The organism is Enterobacter cloacae complex sp. SHL021, from assembly GCF_049237765.1.
Classification (GTDB): domain Bacteria; phylum Pseudomonadota; class Gammaproteobacteria; order Enterobacterales; family Enterobacteriaceae; genus Enterobacter; species Enterobacter cloacae.
Map to the genome: position 1 here is coordinate 71,586 of NZ_JBMKJG010000014.1, position 17,664 is coordinate 89,249.

The window sequence follows — 17,664 nt, forward strand, 5'->3', positions numbered from 1 at the left end:
GAAATAGGGCAATGTAAACCCCATAAGTGTGTAATCAGATGAATGAGACTGGCTGATAATCCGTCCGTAAGGTTACAATCAGTACAGCAGGTGTTTTCAATTTTGATCCAGGAGACGGAAATGTCATACAGTGGCGAACGAGATAACTTTGCACCCCATATGGCTCTGGTGCCAATGGTTATTGAACAGACCTCACGTGGTGAGCGTTCTTTTGATATCTATTCCCGTCTGCTCAAGGAACGCGTTATCTTTCTGACCGGCCAGGTGGAAGACCACATGGCGAACCTGATCGTGGCGCAGATGCTGTTTCTGGAAGCGGAAAACCCGGAAAAAGACATTTACCTGTACATTAACTCCCCAGGCGGCGTGATTACGGCAGGTATGTCCATTTATGACACCATGCAATTCATCAAGCCTGATGTGAGCACTATCTGTATGGGTCAGGCAGCATCTATGGGTGCCTTCCTGTTAACCGCAGGGGCAAAAGGCAAACGTTTCTGCCTGCCGAATTCCCGCGTGATGATTCACCAGCCGCTGGGTGGTTACCAGGGGCAGGCGACGGATATCGAAATCCACGCCCGCGAAATTCTGAAAGTAAAAGCGCGCATGAATGAACTTATGGCGCAGCATACGGGTCAATCTCTTGAGCAGATCGAGCGCGATACCGAGCGCGATCGCTTCCTCTCTGCTTCAGAGGCAGTTGAGTACGGCTTAGTCGACTCCATTTTGACCCATCGTAATTGATGCCCGCGACGCGAGTGTGCCGCTATACTAAGGTAAAGCGGCACTCTGCTTGAGAGCAGCTTGCGTCTGAAAATGGCATTTGCGTCGTCATGTGCGGCACAAAGAACTTAAAAAGAGGTTTGGACTCATGACAGATAAACGCAAAGATGGTTCGGGCAAACTGCTGTACTGCTCTTTTTGCGGCAAAAGCCAGCATGAAGTGCGTAAACTGATTGCCGGGCCGTCCGTGTATATCTGCGACGAATGTGTTGATTTATGTAATGACATCATTCGCGAAGAGATTAAAGAAGTAGCGCCTCACCGTGAGCGTAGCGCGCTGCCGACACCGCATGAAATTCGTCATCATCTTGATGACTATGTCATCGGTCAGGAGCAGGCTAAGAAAGTGCTGGCGGTAGCGGTATATAACCACTACAAACGCCTGCGTAACGGTGATACCAGCAATGGCGTAGAGCTGGGTAAAAGTAACATTCTGCTGATCGGCCCAACCGGTTCCGGTAAAACGCTATTGGCTGAAACGCTCGCGCGCCTGCTGGATGTGCCGTTCACCATGGCGGATGCCACCACCCTGACCGAAGCCGGTTACGTGGGTGAAGATGTGGAAAACATCATCCAGAAACTGTTGCAGAAGTGCGATTACGACGTACAGAAAGCCCAGCGCGGGATCGTCTATATCGATGAGATCGACAAGATCTCCCGTAAATCAGACAACCCGTCTATCACCCGTGACGTATCAGGGGAAGGTGTACAGCAGGCATTGCTGAAGCTGATCGAAGGGACCGTTGCCGCAGTGCCCCCGCAGGGTGGCCGTAAACATCCGCAGCAGGAGTTCCTGCAGGTTGATACCTCCAAGATCCTGTTCATCTGTGGCGGTGCTTTCGCCGGTCTGGATAAAGTTATCTCCCACCGTGTTGAAACCGGCTCCGGCATTGGTTTTGGCGCAACGGTGAAGGCCAAATCCGAGAAAGCGAACGAAGGCGAACTGCTGTCTCAGGTTGAACCAGAAGATCTGATCAAGTTTGGTCTGATCCCAGAATTCATTGGGCGTCTGCCGGTTGTGGCTACGCTGAATGAACTGAGTGAAGAAGCCCTGATCCAGATCCTGAAAGAGCCGAAAAACGCGCTGACCAAGCAGTATCAGGCGCTGTTTAACCTGGAAGGTGTTGAGCTGGAATTTCGTGATGAAGCGCTGGATGCGATTGCGAAGAAAGCGATGATCCGTAAAACCGGTGCCCGTGGTCTGCGTTCCATCGTTGAAGCGGCGCTGCTTGATACCATGTACGACCTGCCTTCCATGGAAGATGTCGAAAAAGTGGTTATCGACGAGTCCGTTATCGGTGGTCAAAGCAAGCCGCTGCTGATTTACGGGAAACCGGAAGCGCAGCAGGCATCTGGCGAATAATTCACCAAATCATACAAGCAGTTAATCAAAAAGGGGGGATTTTATCTCCCCTTTACTTTTTCCGTATTCATGGCGTTGAATGTGTGGGAAACATCCCCATATACTGGATTACATGTTAATGGTTGTGTGAAGCACAGTTACATGACCAGTTTACCTGGCGGACACTAAACTAAGAGAGAGCTCTATGAATCCTGAGCGTTCTGAACGCATTGAAATCCCCGTATTGCCGTTGCGCGATGTGGTGGTTTATCCGCACATGGTCATACCCTTATTTGTAGGGCGGGAAAAATCTATCCGTTGCCTCGAAGCCGCCATGGATCATGATAAAAAAATCATGTTGGTTGCGCAGAAGGAAGCTTCGACGGATGAGCCGGGTGTAAACGATCTTTTCACCGTCGGGACCGTGGCCTCTATTTTGCAGATGCTGAAGCTGCCTGACGGCACCGTTAAGGTGCTGGTAGAAGGCCTGCAGCGTGCGCGTATTACCACCTTGTCTGACAATGGCGAGCATTTCTCTGCCAAGGCAGAGTACCTTGATTCGCCTCAGCTTGATGAGCGCGAGCAGGAAGTGCTGGTGCGCACCGCGATTAGCCAGTTTGAAGGCTATATCAAGCTGAACAAGAAAATCCCACCAGAAGTGCTGACGTCGCTGAACAGCATCGACGATCCCGCACGTCTGGCGGACACCATCGCAGCGCATATGCCGCTGAAGCTGGCGGACAAACAGTCCGTGCTGGAGATGTCCGACGTTAACGAACGTCTGGAATATCTGATGGCGATGATGGAGTCTGAAATCGATCTGCTGCAGGTTGAGAAGCGTATTCGCAACCGCGTTAAAAAGCAGATGGAAAAATCGCAACGTGAGTACTATCTGAATGAGCAAATGAAAGCCATTCAGAAAGAACTCGGCGAGATGGACGACGCGCCGGACGAAAACGAAGCGCTGAAGCGTAAGATCGACGCGGCAAAAATGCCGAAAGAGGCCAAAGAGAAAGCGGAAGCTGAACTGCAGAAGCTGAAAATGATGTCTCCGATGTCGGCTGAAGCGACGGTGGTGCGTGGCTACATCGAGTGGATGGTTCAGGTGCCGTGGAATGCCCGCAGCAAGGTCAAAAAAGACCTGCGTCAGGCGCAGGAGATCCTGGATACCGACCACTACGGCCTGGAGCGTGTTAAAGACCGCATCCTTGAGTACCTTGCGGTACAAAGCCGTGTAAACAAACTGAAAGGCCCAATCCTCTGTCTGGTTGGACCGCCAGGGGTAGGTAAAACCTCTCTGGGCCAGTCCATTGCGAAAGCGACCGGACGTAAATATATCCGTATGGCGCTGGGTGGCGTACGCGACGAAGCGGAAATCCGCGGCCACCGTCGTACCTACATCGGTTCTATGCCGGGTAAATTGATCCAGAAGATGGCGAAAGTAGGGGTTAAAAACCCACTGTTCCTGCTCGATGAGATCGACAAAATGTCGTCGGATATGCGTGGCGATCCGGCCTCGGCTCTGCTGGAAGTGCTTGATCCAGAACAGAACGTGGCGTTCAGCGATCACTACCTGGAAGTGGACTACGATCTGAGCGATGTGATGTTCGTGGCGACCTCCAACTCCATGAACATTCCGGCTCCGCTGCTGGATCGTATGGAAGTGATCCGTCTGTCTGGTTATACCGAAGACGAGAAGCTGAATATTGCGAAGCAGCATCTGCTGCCGAAACAGATTGAGCGTAACGCACTGAAAGCCAACGAACTGACCGTCGAGGACAGCGCGATTATCGGCATCATTCGCTACTACACTCGCGAAGCGGGCGTGCGTAGCCTTGAGCGTGAAATCTCGAAACTGTGCCGTAAAGCGGTGAAACAGCTGCTGCTGGATAAGAGCCTGAAGCACATCACCATTAACGGCGACAATCTGCATGCCTATCTGGGCGTTCAGCGTTTCGACTATGGCCGTGCGGACAACGAAAACCGCGTGGGTCAGGTCACCGGTCTGGCATGGACGGAAGTGGGCGGCGATCTGCTGACCATCGAAACCGCCTGTGTGCCAGGTAAAGGTAAGCTGACCTACACCGGTTCTTTGGGTGAAGTCATGCAGGAGTCCATCCAGGCGGCCTTGACTGTGGTTCGCGCACGTGCGGAGAAACTGGGGATCAACCCGGATTTCTACGAAAAACGTGACATCCACGTTCACGTCCCGGAAGGGGCAACGCCGAAAGATGGCCCAAGCGCCGGTATCGCGATGTGTACCGCGCTGGTCTCCTGTCTCACAGGGAACCCGGTGCGTGCTGATGTCGCAATGACCGGTGAAATTACCCTGCGTGGTCAGGTTCTGCCAATTGGTGGGTTAAAAGAAAAACTGCTGGCGGCACATCGTGGTGGGATCAAAACCGTATTGATTCCTTACGAAAATAAACGCGATCTGGAAGAGATTCCGGACAACGTGATTGCCGATCTGCAGATCCATCCTGTTAAGCGAATTGAGGAGGTTCTTACTCTCGCATTGCAGAATGAACCCTCCGGAATGCAGGTTGTGACCGCAAAATAGTGACCTCGCGCAAAGAGCGTCAATAAAAACAAGGCTGGTAAGTCATTTCGCACTTGCCAGCCTTTTTTTGTATAGCTAATTTAGATTGCTGATTAGGTCAGCCATCAACAACGGGTGTTGTAAGGTCATGGCAGGCCTGATATAACTGCTGCGCGGTCGCGTTGTGAAGGATTCAGGCGCGATATAAATTATAAAGAGAGGAAGAGAACAGTGAATAAATCTCAACTGATTGACAAAATTGCTGCTGGTGCTGATATTTCTAAAGCTGCAGCTGGACGTGCGTTAGATGCATTAATTGCTTCTGTTACTGAATCTCTGCAGGCTGGGGACGACGTTGCACTGGTAGGCTTCGGTACTTTTGCTGTTAAAGAGCGTGCTGCCCGTACTGGCCGCAACCCTCAGACCGGTAAAGAGATCACCATTGCTGCCGCTAAAGTGCCGGGTTTCCGTGCAGGTAAAGCGCTGAAAGACGCAGTAAACTGATTGCTTTCCCGTTTCAGGGAAGCCGAAAAGTACAAGGGCGCATCATTTGATGTGCCTTTTTTATTTGTCCAGACCTGATTTGTGCGAGTTTATGCGAGTTGTGGGCTGACAATCGCCCCGTTTTCTTGTCACAATACGCCTTTACGCGCGACGGTCAGGATTTTCCGTTAGCGTCAGGTAACCAGTCACCTACAGCGGAGTGTTGTTACACCATGATGGACAGCTTACGCACGGCTGCTAACAGTCTCGTGCTCAAGATTATTTTCGGTATCATTATCGTGTCGTTCATATTGACCGGCGTGAGCAGTTACCTTATCGGCGGTGGCGCAAACTATGCCGCAAAAGTGAACGGCCAGGAAATCAGCCGCGGTCAGTTCGAGAACGCGTTTGCCGGTGAACGTAACCGTATGCAGCAACAGCTGGGCGACCAATTCTCTGAGCTGGCTGCGAACGAAGGATACATGAAAACCCTGCGCCAGCAGACGCTGAATCGCCTGATTGACGAAGCGCTCCTCGATCAATATGCCAAAAAACTGGGGCTGGGTATCAGCGATGAGCAGGTTAAAAAAGCCATCTTCTCGACTCAGGCTTTCCAGTCTAACGGCAAGTTCGACAACGCTCGCTATAACAGCATTGTGAATCAGATGGGCATGACGGCCGATCAATACGCGCAGGCGCTGCGTAACCAGCTGACGACGCAACAGCTCATCAATGCGGTGGTTGGTACTGATTTCATGCTCAAAGGTGAAACTGACGAACTGGCAGCCCTGGTGGCACAGCAGCGTGTTGTGCGTCAGGCGACCATTGATGTGAATGCGCTCGCGGCTAAGCAGCAGGTGAGCGACGCAGAGGTTAACGCCTGGTACGAGCAGAATAAAAACAGCTTTGTTGCACCTGAGCAGTTCCGCGTGAGCTATATCAAGCTGGATGCTGCTGCGTTGCAGGAAACCGCGACTGATGCAGAAATCCAGTCTTACTACGATCAGCATCAGGATCAGTTCACTCAGCCGCAGCGTAACCGCTACAGCGTGATTCAGACCAAAACCGAAGCCGATGCCAAAGCGGTGCTGGATGAGCTGAACAAAGGCGCAGATTTCGCCACCGTTGCGAAAGCAAAATCCACCGACATCATCTCTGCCAAAAATGGCGGCGATATGGGCTGGCTGGAAGCGGCGACTACGCCGGATGAGCTGAAAAATGCCGGTCTGAAAGACAAGGGCCAGCTGTCGGGTGTGATTAAATCGTCCGTTGGTTTCCTGGTTGCGCGTCTGGATGATATCGAAGCCGCTAAAACCAAACCTCTGGCTGAGGTGCGTGATGATATCGCCGCCAAAGTGAAGCAGGAAAAAGCGCTTGATGCGTACTATGCCCTGCAGCAGAAAGTGAGCGATGCGGCGAGCAACGACAACGAATCTCTGGCCGGTGCAGAGCAGGCTGCTGGCGTGAAAGCGGTTGAGACCGGCTGGTTTGGCCGTGACAACCTGCCGGAAGAGCTGAACTTCAAACCGGTTTCGGATGCCATCTTCAACGGTGGTCTCGTGGGTGAGAACGGTACGCCGGGCAGCAACTCCGATATCATTACCGTTGACGGTGACCGTGCGTTTGTTCTGCGCGTGAGCGAGCACAAGCCTGAAGCGGTAAAACCGCTGGCGGAAGTGAAAGATCAGGTTGTGGCGCAGGTTAAACATAGCAAAGCGGAACAGCAGGCAAAACTGGATGCTGAGAAGATCCTGGCTGACCTGAAAGCCGGTAAAGAAGACGCCCTGAAAGCGGCGGGTCTGAGCTTCGGTGACGCGAAAACGCTGAGCCGTACCGGTCAGGACCCAATCAGCCAGGCTGTGTTTGGTCTGAGCCTGCCAGCGAAAGACAAACCGAGCTTCGGGACAACAACCGACATGCAGGGGAACGTCGTTCTGCTGGCGCTGGATGAAGTGAAAGCCGGCACCATGCCAGAAGCGCAAAAGAAAGCAATGGTTCAGGGTATCACCCAGAACAATGCCCAGATTGCTTTCGAAGCGATGATGAGCAACCTGCGTAAAGAAGCCAAAATCAAGCTGGGCGATGCCATCACTCAGCAGCAATAATTACGTATCTGCTCGCAGATTTTCGTAACGCTCTGCAAACCCTGAAGGCCGCTTTCGCGGCCTTTTCCATTTCTGCAAACGCATGTTTGAGCCTCTTTTGGCTGACGGCTATGGTGACATGGCTGTCAACAAACAAGGAGATAACAGCATGAAATGTGGAATCAAAGCACTGCTAATCACACTGGCTATTGCCACTACCGGAATGAGCGCAGGCGCACTGGCGGTGTCCCCCGCAGCCAAAACGCAGTCTGTACAGAGCAAAACGGACCCCGCTGCACAAGCATCTGCCCAAACTAAAGCCGCTGAACCTGGCAAAAGCACAGAGGACGACGGTACACGCGTCAGCATCAATACGGCCTCGGCTGAAGATCTCGCCCGCGTGATGAACGGCGTAGGGCTTAAAAAAGCGCAGGCTATCGTCAGCTACCGTGAAGAGTACGGCCCGTTTAAAACGGTTGACGACCTCAGGCAGGTTCCGGGGATGGGCAGTTCACTGGTTGAGCGCAACCTCTCACACCTGACGTTGTAATCTCAGTTTTACTTGCACAGCAGCAAAAGTTTGCCAGGATAAAGAGGTCATACCAGTCTTGACCTCTTATCCTATAACAACAGTAAAGGCTATTGCGCTATGCAGACAAAAATCAAAGTACGCGGTTTTCATCTTGATGTTTACCAGCACGTGAATAACGCCCGCTATCTCGAATTTCTTGAAGAGGCGCGCTGGGACGGGCTGGAAAACAGCGAAAGCTTCCAATGGCTGACCGCGCACAACATCGCGTTCGTGGTTGTCAACATCAATATTAACTACCGTCGCCCGGCCGTACTGGGGGATGTGCTTACAGTGACCAGCCAGGTGCAACAGCTAAACGGGAAGAGCGGCGTGCTCAGTCAGGTCGTGACGCTGGATCCGGAAGGGCAGGTGGTAGCCGATGCGCTGATCACCTTCGTTTGTATCGATCTGAAAACGCAGAAAGCACTGCCGCTGGAAGGGGAGTTGCGGGAAAAGCTGGAGTTGATGATCGTGTGATTTTTTGTCTTTTATAAAAGACAAAGTGTTTTTCCAGGGATAGAATAATGGACAGGGACTATGTTGTTGAGCGTTATCGGACCCGTGACGGCAAAGTGCCGTTTGAGGAGTGGATAACCAGGATGCGTAGAAAGGATCCGGAGACCGTTTTACGGATCCTTATGCGTATTAACCGTGCAATAAAGCATAATTTTGGTGATTACAAATACCTTAGAGAAGGTGTTTGGGAGATGCGAATTGATAGTGGTCCCGGTTACAGGATCTATTTTGCCGTAGAGCATCAGAGGGTCTTGTTGTTACTCATCGGTGGTGACAAGAAGAGTCAAAAACAAGATGTTAAACAGGCGGTAGATTTCTTGAAAGATCATCTATCTAAAGGAAAAACAGATGAGCACTTCTAAACGACACTATTCAAGTTCTGTTAACCATCACGATGCGGTTGTAAAAATGCTTCGTGAAAACCCTTCCTACGCTCAACTTTACCTGCAAATAGCACTGGAAGAAATTTATGAGGATCAGGGGATCCCTGCCTATCTCATTGCACTCCGCCAGGTCATCGAATCCCGCGGCGGCATAGGTGAAATTGCTGCCAAAGCAGGTCTTTCCCGCCAGCAGCTATACCGAACCTTGTCTGATAATGGCAATCCAACACTGACGACGCTAATGAAAGTCACGCGTGCTGCCGGTGTAAAACTGTTCGACAGCACGGTCAAATAACCCTATTTCAGCCCGGTTTTTTTCTGCATCGCGGCCATCACACCGGCTTTATCTGCCAGGTAGTGATTCAAGCCATTGGCACGTAGGTTACAGGCGGCGCATTGGCCGCATCCGTCGCCCTTAATGCCGTTGTAGCAGGTCAGGGTTTCGCTGCGAACCAAATCCAACTTGCCCCAGTAGTCCGCCAGTGCCCAGGTTTCCGCTTTATCAAGCCACATTAGCGGCGTTTCAAAGCGCGTCTCCTTGGCCATCCCCAGATTTACCGCATGATTAAGCGCTTTTACAAACTCGTCGCGGCAGTCCGGGTAACCGGAGAAGTCGGTTTCGCAAACGCCGGTGATCACCGCTTCGGCTTGCACCTGGTAGGCGTAGATGGCCGTCAGGGTCAGAAAAAGAATATTACGCCCTGGCACAAAGGTATTGGGAATACCGCTGGCGTCAGGTGTGTAATCAGGAACAGGAATACTGTCGCGGGTGAGGCTGCTGACGGCCAGTTCGTTTAACAGCGTGACGTCCAGCACCTTATGCGCGCGTGCGCCCAGTTTCAGCGCCAGTTCGCGGGCAACGTCGATTTCAGCGCGATGGCGCTGGCCATAATCGAAAGTGACACAATGCACTTCATCGTACTGGTGAAGCGCCTGAACCAGGCAGGTAGTGGAATCTTGTCCTCCGCTGAACACGACGACGGCACGTTTCATAAATCATCTCGACAGTTACGGTAAAAACATTATGTTACCGTCTGACTTCGGCGACGACCAGCTTCTTCACGACCGGGGGGCTGGAAGCCAGGCTTCTGTGAAATCAAACCAGCCACGGGTATTCAGTCGTATTCCGTTTACTCCCGGTGGCGCGCTAATTTGATACTGGTAGTTAAACAGCGGCGTCAGCACCGCATTATCCATCAGCCGGGTAAAGATGGCTTTCAGGCCAGCGTGTCTTGCCTGCTCATCGGCCTGAGTCTGAACGGCATCCAGCGTGGCCTGCAGATGCGCAACTTGCGGCGCGCTTAGCAGATGCGGCCAGAGGGTATCGCACCGAAGCCACTGTTCAAGTGTGTACTCCGGCGCTTCGCCAATCAGCCTGTCCCCCATCATCATGTCCGCATCGGCAAGCTGCGGACATCCGTCCCATGTCTTCGCATCGTGAAAGATAACGGTCAGTTCGCAGCCCTGCTGCGCAAGGTACTGTTTTAGCTGGTTTGCCATGGTGTGTAACTCAACGGGCAAATGGTAAACGAGGGTTAACGCTGCCGGTAAAGGAACGTGCGTTAAATCCGGCCACCGGGGAATAGGCAGGCCAGGAAGCAGCTCTTCTGTTGGGGTAATCAACCCTTCGTTCAGCGGGAGCGTATGCAGTAGCGTTGAGAGATGGATGATATTGATTAGCCGTCTAGCCTGCAGTTCACTCATCCGGTCGCGCTGTTTCAGGGTGAGATAACAGAAGCCCAGGCTGGTGCTGTTACTTACCAGCCGCAGGCTCTCCAGTTCATCAGGCTCGCCAATGGCAATCTGCACCGGATGACGACAACTGGTCCCCAGTCCGTAATCAAATAGCGTCGGCGTGATCCAGTATTCAATCGCCTTGATCAGCGGGTGGCTAAGATGGTACTGCTCGTGGCTTTCCAGACGCACCAGCTCGGAATCAAACACGCTCAGCCTGAAAGGGCCGCTGCCCGTCATGGGCTGGTCAGGGTGGGCCAGACGGCTACAGTAGGTCGCCAGACGATGGGGCAACCAGTAGTCCGGTTGATGCAGGGTAAACGTCAGGCACTGCGGGTGAGTGACCTCGATATCTAATACGCTCTGGAACAGTTTGCGCAGGGCTGGCAGCATAAGCAGGGCCTTCAGGCTCCGCTGTAACTGCGCTGTCTCAATTTTGTCGCCGTTATGCCAGTGCAGGGTCGAGCGGATATAAAAATGCCAGCGCAGGCCGCCATCCGTGACCTCCCAGTGATGGGCAAGATCGCCCGTCGGTTCGCTGCTGTTGCCGTTAAAGCGCGTCAGCCCGGAGAAAATCTGGCCTGCCAGGTGCTGCTCCGCCCGGCCGGGTAAAAAGCCAGGCTGCAGCGCATCCAGCGAGCGGTAATAGGGAATGCGCAGCGTCGGCGTATCGTTTTGCCACTGTCCGCCCAAAAAGGGATGCAGCAACTCCCGCAACTCTTCCGGCGCAAGCTGGGCTAGCTCCAGGGCGTTATGCTGCTGGCCATGCTTCAGCGCTTCTTCCATCATCGTATTGCGCAGTGATTCCGGGCTGACGTAAAACCTGAGCTCGCCGCGCTTGCCGCGACCAGACTGTCCATGCCAGTTCAGCCAGCCAGCCTCCTGCGCCTGACGCAGCAGGGTGCGAACATGCCGCTCGCTGCAAAAACAGCGGCTGGCGAGCTCCGCAATGGTGACCTGCTGCGGTGCCCCTTCGGAGGGCTGCCACAGGCGTTGATACTGTTTGAGGCGGTTGAGCTGGCGCATAATAAACCCGGAACAATAATTCTCATCTATTCACTATTACTTCCGTATATCTCACGCAATACTGATGCACAAGTTAATCGCATCACATTTCGGGAGTTATGATGGCTCGGCTCGCTGCATTTGATATGGACGGCACGTTGTTAATGCCGGATCACCGTTTAGGGGAGAAAACCCTGAACACCCTTAAGCGCCTGCGTGAGCGTGATGTAACCCTGACGTTTGCCACTGGCCGTCATGTGCTGGAGATGCGCCATCTGCTGGGCGCATTTTCCCTGGATGCATTTCTGATTACCGGCAACGGAACACGAATTCATTCGGTCGAAGGGGAGGTGCTGCACCGTCAGGATCTCAACCCGGAAGTGGCGGATATCGTGCTGCACAGTACCTGGGATACCCAGGCCAGCGTTCATGTCTTTAACGATAACGGCTGGTTTACCGGGCGTGAAATCCCTCAACTTCTCCATGCGCATGTCTACAGCGGTTTTCGCTATCAGCTGATGGATCTGCGCCGCATCCCTGCCCACGCGGTGACCAAGATCTGCTTTTGTGGCGATCACGACGATCTCTGCCGCTTACGTATTCAGTTGAATGAGGCGTTAGGCGACCGGGCCCATCTGACCTTTTCGGCGGTGGATTGTCTGGAAGTGTTGCCGGTGGGGTGTAACAAAGGTTCTGCCCTGGCGGTTTTGAGCGACCACCTGGGCTTGACGTTGCAGGAGTGTATGGCGTTTGGTGACGCCATGAACGACCGCGAGATGCTGGGCAGCGTCGGGCGCGGTTTGATTATGGGGAATGCTATGCCGCAGCTGATCTCTGCGCTTCCTCATCTGCCGGTTATCGGACACTGTCGTAATGAAGCGGTGTCCCATTTTTTAACACATTGGCTGGACAACAACACACTCCCATATTCCCCCGAATAGTGAGACCCTTCCAGCAAGCCAGACTTCGGTCTGGCTTTTTTTTATTTCACCAGCTGTGCAATTTGCGCTTTCCACGGCGCAATATCGCCGATGTTTGCCTGCACCCACTCCGCGTTGTAATAGGTTTCCAGGTAGCGCTCCCCGCTGTCGCACAGCAGCGTGACGATAGAGCCCGTGCGGCCCTCTTCACGCATGCGTGCTGCCAGCTGCAGCGCACCCCACATATTGGTACCGGTAGAGGCACCCACCTTGCGGCCCAGCTGCGTCTCCAGCCAGTGCGCCGTCGCGACGCTGGCGGCATCAGGTACGCGGAGCATTTCATCCACCACATCAGGAATGAACGACGGCTCAACGCGCGGGCGGCCAATCCCTTCAATTTTACTGCCCACCGGACTGCGCAGGTCGGCATTGCGGCTTTGCCAGTAGTCGAGGAAGACCGAGTTTTGCGGATCCACCACCATCAGTTGCGTATCGTAGCCCTGACAGCGGATATAGCGGCCAATGGTGGCCGAGGTTCCGCCCGTACCGGCGCTCATGACGATATATGACGGAACCGGATGAGGCTCATGAGTCATCTGGCGGAAAATACTGTCCGCTATATTGTTATTGCCACGCCAGTCGGTTGCACGCTCGGCGAAGGTGAACTGGTCCATATAGTGGCCGTTCAGCTCACGGGCCAGCATTTCCGAGGCGGCGTAAATTTCGCAGGCGCTTTCTACAAAGTGGCAGCGTCCGCCATAAAATTCGATCTGTTCGATTTTGCGTTTCGCGGTGCAGGAGGGCATGACAGCGATAAACGGCAGGCCCAGCAGACGGGCGAAATAGGCTTCGGAGACGGCGGTTGAACCGGATGACGATTCAATAATTGTCGTGCCTTCTTTAATCCAGCCGTTACACAAGCCATACAGGAACAGCGAACGCGCCAGACGATGCTTCAGGCTCCCCGTAGGATGGGTGCTTTCATCTTTCAGATACAGCTGAATCCCCGCAAACCCCGGTAGGGCGAGGCGGATTAAATGGGTGTCGGCCGAGCGCTGGTAGTCGGCATTGATTTCGCTGATGGCATGTTTAACCCAGTTGCTATTCATCGTAATTATCCGTTTGTCATTTTGTGCCCAGCATAGCGAAAAGCACAGAAAAAATTGTTGCTATCTGGCCTTTAAAATAGAATGAAGGGAGAAAAATTTTCTCTGTGAGGTGGGTATGCTAGATAAAATTGACCGCAAGCTGCTTTCATTGCTGCAAAGTGACTGCACCCTCTCTTTGCAGGCGCTGGCAGATGCCGTTAATCTGACCACCACACCGTGCTGGAAGCGCCTCAAGAAGCTGGAAGATGACGGCGTTCTGCTGGGGCGTGTCGCGTTATTAGATCCCGAAAAACTGGGGCTGGGCCTGACGGCCTTTGTCCTGATAAAAACGCAGCATCACAGCAGCGAATGGTATTGCCGCTTCGTAAACCAGGTCTCTGACATGCCGGAGGTCCTCGGCTTCTGGCGTATGGCCGGGGAGTACGATTATCTGATGCGTGTCCAGGTGGCAGACATGAAGCGCTATGATGATTTCTACAAGCGTCTGGTGAATAGCGTACCGGGCTTGTCGGACGTCACCTCAAGCTTCGCCATGGAACAGATTAAATACACCACAGCGTTACCCATTGAATAACTCCATAAAATACCTTCAGGAACAAACCGCGTGCGATTATTTGCCCAACTAAGCTGGTACTTTCGTCGGGAGTGGCAGCGCTACCTCGGCGCAGTTCTCCTGCTTATCATCATTGCCATTTTGCAGCTGATCCCGCCGAAGGTGGTGGGCTACGTCGTGGATGGCGTTACGGAACAGCATTACACCACCGCACGGGTGTTGATGTGGGTTGGCACGCTGGTGCTGACGGCCGTCATCGTCTATTTGCTGCGTTACGTCTGGCGCGTGCTGCTGTTTGGCGCGTCCTATCAGCTGGCCGTTGAGCTGCGCGAGGATTTTTACCGCCAGCTGAGCCGCCAGCACCCCGAGTTTTACCTGCGCCATCGCACCGGGGATCTCATCGCCCGCGCCACCAACGACGTCGATCGCGTGGTGTTCGCGGCCGGGGAAGGGGTATTAACGCTGGTGGATTCGCTGGTGATGGGCTGCGCGGTTCTGATTGTGATGTCCACTCAGATCAGCTGGCAACTTACCCTGCTGGCATTGCTGCCGATGCCGCTGATGGCGCTGGCGATCAACCGTTATGGCGAACAACTGCACGAGCGTTTCAAGCTGGCGCAGGCGGCGTTTTCGTCACTAAACGATCGCACGCAGGAGAGTATGACCAGCATCCGCATGATCAAAGCCTTTGGTCTGGAGGATCGGCAATCTGCCCTGTTTGCGGCCGATGCTGCAGACACCGGCGCAAAAAACATGCGCGTTGCGCGTATTGATGCGCGCTTTGATCCGACCATCTATATCGCCATTGGCATGGCCAACCTGTTGGCCGTCGGTGGCGGGAGCTGGATGGTGGTGCAGGGCACCTTGACCCTGGGACAGTTAACCAGTTTTGCCATGTATCTGGGGCTGATGATTTGGCCGATGCTGGCGCTGGCCTGGATGTTTAATATCGTGGAGCGCGGCAGTGCCGCCTATAGCCGCATTCGCGCCATGTTGTCTGAAGCGCCAGTGGTCAACGACGGTACCGAACCGGTACCGGAAGGGCGTGGGGTAATGAACGTCGACATCCGTACGTTTGTTTATCCGCAGACGGAACATCCGGTGCTGGAAAACGTCAGCTTTACGCTGCAACCGGGGCAAATGCTCGGGATCTGTGGCCCGACGGGATCCGGCAAAAGTACCGTTCTTTCGCTGCTCCAGCGTCACTTTGATGTCACGCAGGGGGACATTCGTTTCCACAATCTTCCTCTCACGACACTGCAACTAGACGACTGGCGTCGCCGACTGGCTGTGGTCAGCCAGACGCCGTTTCTCTTTTCTGACACTGTGGCGAACAACATAGCCCTTGGCTGTCCGTCGGCCACGCAGGAAGAGATTGAGCATGTCGCGCGCTTAGCCAGCGTACATGACGATATTTTGCGTCTGCCGCAGGGGTATGAAACGGAGGTGGGTGAACGTGGCGTTATGCTCTCTGGCGGGCAAAAACAGCGAATTTCCATTGCCCGTGCGCTGCTGCTCAATGCTGAAATCCTGATCCTGGATGATGCGCTTTCTGCTGTGGATGGTCGAACCGAGCACCAAATCCTGCATAACCTTCGCCAGTGGAGCGACGGACGGACGGTGATCATCAGTGCCCACCGTTTGTCAGCGCTGACGGAAGCCAGTGAAATTCTGGTGTTGCAGCACGGGCACATTGCCCAGCGCGGGCAGCATGACCAGCTTGCGGAGCAACCGGGCTGGTATCGCGATATGTATCGCTATCAGCAGCTTGAAGCGGCACTCGACGATGCCCCGGAACAGGAAGAGGAGGACGCTAATGCGTAAATCAAAAACGCAGTGGCCGACGCTAAAACGCCTGCTGGCCTACGGTTCGCCATGGCGAAAACCCCTTGCTCTTGCCGTCGTGCTGCTGTGGATTGCGGCGATTGCAGAAGTGAGCGGTCCGCTGCTCATCAGTTATTTCATCGACAATATGGTTGCGAAAAGCTATTTGCCGCTGGGGCTGGTGGCGGGGTTAGGCGTGGCCTATGTGGGGCTACAGCTGGCAGCGGCTGGCCTGCACTATGCGCAGTCGCTACTCTTTAACCGGGCGGCGGTGGGTGTGGTTCAGAAGCTGCGTACCGACGTTATGGATGCTGCGCTGCGCCAGCCGCTGAGCGAGTTTGATATCCAGCCGGTCGGGCAGGTGATTTCGCGGGTGACCAACGATACCGAGGTGATCCGCGATCTGTATGTGACGGTCGTGGCGACCGTGCTGCGCAGTGCCGCGTTGATTGGCGCCATGCTGGTGGCGATGTTCAGCCTTGACTGGCGCATGGCGCTGGTGGCGATCGCGATTTTCCCGGCGGTGCTGATTGTGATGGTGATCTATCAGCGCTACAGCACGCCCATTGTACGTCGGGTGCGGACCTACCTGGCCGATATTAACGATGGCTTCAACGAAGTGATCAACGGCATGAGCGTCATCCAGCAGTTCCGCCAGCAGGCTCGCTTTGGCGAACGCATGGGCGAAGCCAGCCGTTCGCACTATATGGCGCGTATGCAGACGCTGCGCCTTGATGGTTTCCTGCTGCGTCCGTTGCTGAGCCTCTTCTCGGCACTGGTGCTTTGCGGCCTGCTGATGCTCTTTGGCCTGAGTCCGGGCGGAACGATTGAAGTGGGGGTTCTGTATGCTTTTATCAGCTATCTGGGACGCCTGAACGAGCCGCTGATTGAACTCACAACCCAACAATCCATGTTGCAGCAGGCGGTGGTTGCTGGCGAGCGCGTCTTTGAACTGATGGACAGACCGCGTCAGACCTATGGTGAGGATACAGCACCGCTGCAAAGCGGGGCGATTACGTTTGACCATGTCTCGTTTGCCTACCGTGAAGACAGGCTGGTGTTGCAGGACATCAATCTTGATGTGCCGTCGCGCGGCTTTGTGGCGCTGGTGGGGCATACCGGCAGCGGCAAGAGTACGCTTGCAAGCCTGTTGATGGGCTACTACCCGTTAACGAAAGGCGAAATTCGTCTGGATGGACGTCCGCTGGCGTCGCTCAGCCACAGCGTATTGCGTAAAGGCGTAGCGATGGTGCAGCAAGACCCGGTCGTGCTGGCCGATACCTTTTACGCCAACGTGACCCTGGGGCGTGATTATACCGAGGAGCAGGTCTGGGCCGTGCTGGAAAAAGTGCAGCTCGCTGAGCTGGCACGCGGATTCAGCGACGGAATCAACACCCGGCTGGGCGAGCAGGGGAATAACCTATCTGTCGGGCAAAAACAGCTTCTGGCGCTGGCTCGTGTGCTGATTGAAACGCCACAGGTGCTGATTCTGGATGAAGCGACGGCCAGCATCGACTCCGGTACCGAACAGGCTATCCAGCAGGCACTGGCCGCCGTGCGCGACCACACGACGCTGGTGGTTATCGCGCACCGTCTTTCAACGATTGTCGACGCAGATACCATTCTGGTGCTGCATCGCGGACAGGCCGTTGAACGCGGTACACACCGGGCGCTCCTGGAGGCGAAAGGCCGCTACTGGCAGATGTATCAACTGCAACTGGCGGGTGAAGAGCTGGCGGCCAGCGTCCGTGAGGAAGAGTCGCTTAGCGCCTGATGCACCAAAAACAGGCAACGTGCTAACAGTCACCGCTGTTGGTG

At 54.3% G+C, this 17,664-nt stretch carries 16 protein-coding genes; 13 read left to right on the plus strand and 3 right to left on the minus strand.

Annotation, left to right across the window (positions count from 1 at the left end; all coding sequences use genetic code 11):
• Positions 1-120 precede the first annotated feature (120 nt).
• The 9 genes from clpP (at position 121) to ACOTZF_RS15425 (ending at position 8,996) form a co-directional block, all read left to right on the plus strand.
• Positions 121-744, plus strand: coding sequence for an ATP-dependent Clp endopeptidase proteolytic subunit ClpP (clpP, locus tag ACOTZF_RS15385; RefSeq protein WP_013095857.1), 624 nt, complete (start codon positions 121-123; stop codon positions 742-744).
• Between the two features lie 127 nt (positions 745-871).
• Positions 872-2,146, plus strand: coding sequence for an ATP-dependent protease ATP-binding subunit ClpX (clpX, locus tag ACOTZF_RS15390; RefSeq protein WP_013095858.1), 1,275 nt, complete (start codon positions 872-874; stop codon positions 2,144-2,146).
• A 184-nt stretch (positions 2,147-2,330) separates the two neighbouring features.
• Complete coding sequence (gene lon / locus ACOTZF_RS15395) at positions 2,331-4,685, plus strand: endopeptidase La (RefSeq protein WP_013095859.1); 2,355 nt, start codon at positions 2,331-2,333, stop codon at positions 4,683-4,685.
• Between the two features lie 210 nt (positions 4,686-4,895).
• A complete protein-coding gene (gene hupB / locus ACOTZF_RS15400; protein ID WP_002444653.1) occupies positions 4,896-5,168 on the plus strand; it encodes a nucleoid-associated protein HU-beta in 273 nt (90 codons plus the stop codon).
• A gap of 212 nt (positions 5,169-5,380) precedes the next feature.
• Positions 5,381-7,252, plus strand: a complete 1,872-nt coding sequence (ppiD, locus tag ACOTZF_RS15405) for a peptidylprolyl isomerase (RefSeq protein ID WP_038418799.1) — start codon at positions 5,381-5,383, stop codon at positions 7,250-7,252.
• 148 nt (positions 7,253-7,400) lie between these two features.
• Complete coding sequence (locus ACOTZF_RS15410) at positions 7,401-7,781, plus strand: helix-hairpin-helix domain-containing protein (protein ID WP_038985353.1); 381 nt, start codon at positions 7,401-7,403, stop codon at positions 7,779-7,781.
• A gap of 99 nt (positions 7,782-7,880) precedes the next feature.
• Entirely contained in the window at positions 7,881-8,279 is a 399-nt protein-coding gene (locus tag ACOTZF_RS15415) for a YbgC/FadM family acyl-CoA thioesterase (protein ID WP_014830880.1), read from the plus strand.
• A 47-nt stretch (positions 8,280-8,326) separates the two neighbouring features.
• Positions 8,327-8,680, plus strand: a complete 354-nt coding sequence (locus ACOTZF_RS15420) for a type II toxin-antitoxin system RelE/ParE family toxin (RefSeq protein ID WP_020686128.1) — start codon at positions 8,327-8,329, stop codon at positions 8,678-8,680.
• On the plus strand, positions 8,667-8,996 hold the full coding sequence (locus ACOTZF_RS15425) for an addiction module antidote protein (protein ID WP_013095863.1): 330 nt from the start codon (positions 8,667-8,669) through the stop codon (positions 8,994-8,996). The genes ACOTZF_RS15420 and ACOTZF_RS15425 overlap by 14 nt, the downstream gene beginning before the upstream one ends.
• A 2-nt stretch (positions 8,997-8,998) precedes the next feature.
• Here the strand turns inward: ACOTZF_RS15425 and queC are convergent, their stop codons facing one another.
• Positions 8,999-9,694, minus strand: coding sequence for a 7-cyano-7-deazaguanine synthase QueC (gene queC, locus ACOTZF_RS15430; RefSeq protein WP_023621392.1), 696 nt, complete (start codon positions 9,692-9,694; stop codon positions 8,999-9,001).
• Positions 9,695-9,760: 66 nt separating this feature from the next.
• Positions 9,761-11,461, minus strand: a complete 1,701-nt coding sequence (locus ACOTZF_RS15435) for an SgrR family transcriptional regulator (RefSeq protein ID WP_129252895.1) — start codon at positions 11,459-11,461, stop codon at positions 9,761-9,763.
• 101 nt (positions 11,462-11,562) lie between these two features.
• On the opposite strand from ACOTZF_RS15435, the gene cof reads away from it, so the two are divergent.
• The gene (gene cof / locus ACOTZF_RS15440) at positions 11,563-12,381 is read left to right on the plus strand and encodes an HMP-PP phosphatase (protein WP_038418803.1); all 819 of its coding nucleotides are present in this window, start codon (positions 11,563-11,565) and stop codon (positions 12,379-12,381) included.
• Between the two features lie 41 nt (positions 12,382-12,422).
• On the opposite strand, the gene ACOTZF_RS15445 is transcribed toward cof, so the two are convergent.
• The gene (locus tag ACOTZF_RS15445) at positions 12,423-13,469 is read right to left on the minus strand and encodes a PLP-dependent cysteine synthase family protein (protein WP_029883398.1); all 1,047 of its coding nucleotides are present in this window, start codon (positions 13,467-13,469) and stop codon (positions 12,423-12,425) included.
• A 115-nt stretch (positions 13,470-13,584) separates the two neighbouring features.
• On the opposite strand from ACOTZF_RS15445, the gene ACOTZF_RS15450 reads away from it, so the two are divergent.
• The 3 genes from ACOTZF_RS15450 to ACOTZF_RS15460 are packed head-to-tail and all read left to right on the plus strand — an operon-like array spanning position 13,585 to position 17,620.
• Complete coding sequence (locus tag ACOTZF_RS15450) at positions 13,585-14,043, plus strand: Lrp/AsnC family transcriptional regulator (protein WP_061772130.1); 459 nt, start codon at positions 13,585-13,587, stop codon at positions 14,041-14,043.
• A gap of 30 nt (positions 14,044-14,073) precedes the next feature.
• Positions 14,074-15,846 (plus strand): SmdA family multidrug ABC transporter permease/ATP-binding protein, encoded by a 1,773-nt coding sequence (locus ACOTZF_RS15455; protein ID WP_023621395.1) that lies wholly within the window; start codon positions 14,074-14,076, stop codon positions 15,844-15,846.
• Positions 15,839-17,620: a SmdB family multidrug efflux ABC transporter permease/ATP-binding protein gene (locus ACOTZF_RS15460; protein ID WP_013095870.1), complete on the plus strand. Its 1,782-nt coding sequence runs from the start codon at positions 15,839-15,841 to the stop codon at positions 17,618-17,620. Before ACOTZF_RS15455 ends, ACOTZF_RS15460 begins: the two co-directional genes overlap by 8 nt.
• Positions 17,621-17,664 lie beyond the last annotated feature (44 nt).

Bases quoted from the DNA above. Each gene is read 5' to 3' on its own strand.
- ACOTZF_RS15410 (WP_038985353.1), top strand. From the start codon at position 7,401: ATGAAATGTGGAATCAAAGCACTGCTAATCACACTGGCTATTGCCACT.
- ACOTZF_RS15460 (WP_013095870.1), top strand. From the start codon at position 15,839: ATGCGTAAATCAAAAACGCAGTGGCCGACGCTAAAACGCCTGCTGGCC.
- ppiD (WP_038418799.1), top strand. From the start codon at position 5,381: ATGATGGACAGCTTACGCACGGCTGCTAACAGTCTCGTGCTCAAGATT.
- lon (WP_013095859.1), top strand. From the start codon at position 2,331: ATGAATCCTGAGCGTTCTGAACGCATTGAAATCCCCGTATTGCCGTTG.
- queC (WP_023621392.1), bottom strand. From the start codon at position 9,694: ATGAAACGTGCCGTCGTCGTGTTCAGCGGAGGACAAGATTCCACTACC.
- clpX (WP_013095858.1), top strand. From the start codon at position 872: ATGACAGATAAACGCAAAGATGGTTCGGGCAAACTGCTGTACTGCTCT.
- ACOTZF_RS15420 (WP_020686128.1), top strand. From the start codon at position 8,327: ATGGACAGGGACTATGTTGTTGAGCGTTATCGGACCCGTGACGGCAAA.
- clpP (WP_013095857.1), top strand. From the start codon at position 121: ATGTCATACAGTGGCGAACGAGATAACTTTGCACCCCATATGGCTCTG.
- ACOTZF_RS15450 (WP_061772130.1), top strand. From the start codon at position 13,585: ATGCTAGATAAAATTGACCGCAAGCTGCTTTCATTGCTGCAAAGTGAC.
- ACOTZF_RS15445 (WP_029883398.1), bottom strand. From the start codon at position 13,469: ATGAATAGCAACTGGGTTAAACATGCCATCAGCGAAATCAATGCCGAC.
- ACOTZF_RS15435 (WP_129252895.1), bottom strand. From the start codon at position 11,461: ATGCGCCAGCTCAACCGCCTCAAACAGTATCAACGCCTGTGGCAGCCC.
- ACOTZF_RS15425 (WP_013095863.1), top strand. From the start codon at position 8,667: ATGAGCACTTCTAAACGACACTATTCAAGTTCTGTTAACCATCACGAT.
- ACOTZF_RS15415 (WP_014830880.1), top strand. From the start codon at position 7,881: ATGCAGACAAAAATCAAAGTACGCGGTTTTCATCTTGATGTTTACCAG.
- cof (WP_038418803.1), top strand. From the start codon at position 11,563: ATGGCTCGGCTCGCTGCATTTGATATGGACGGCACGTTGTTAATGCCG.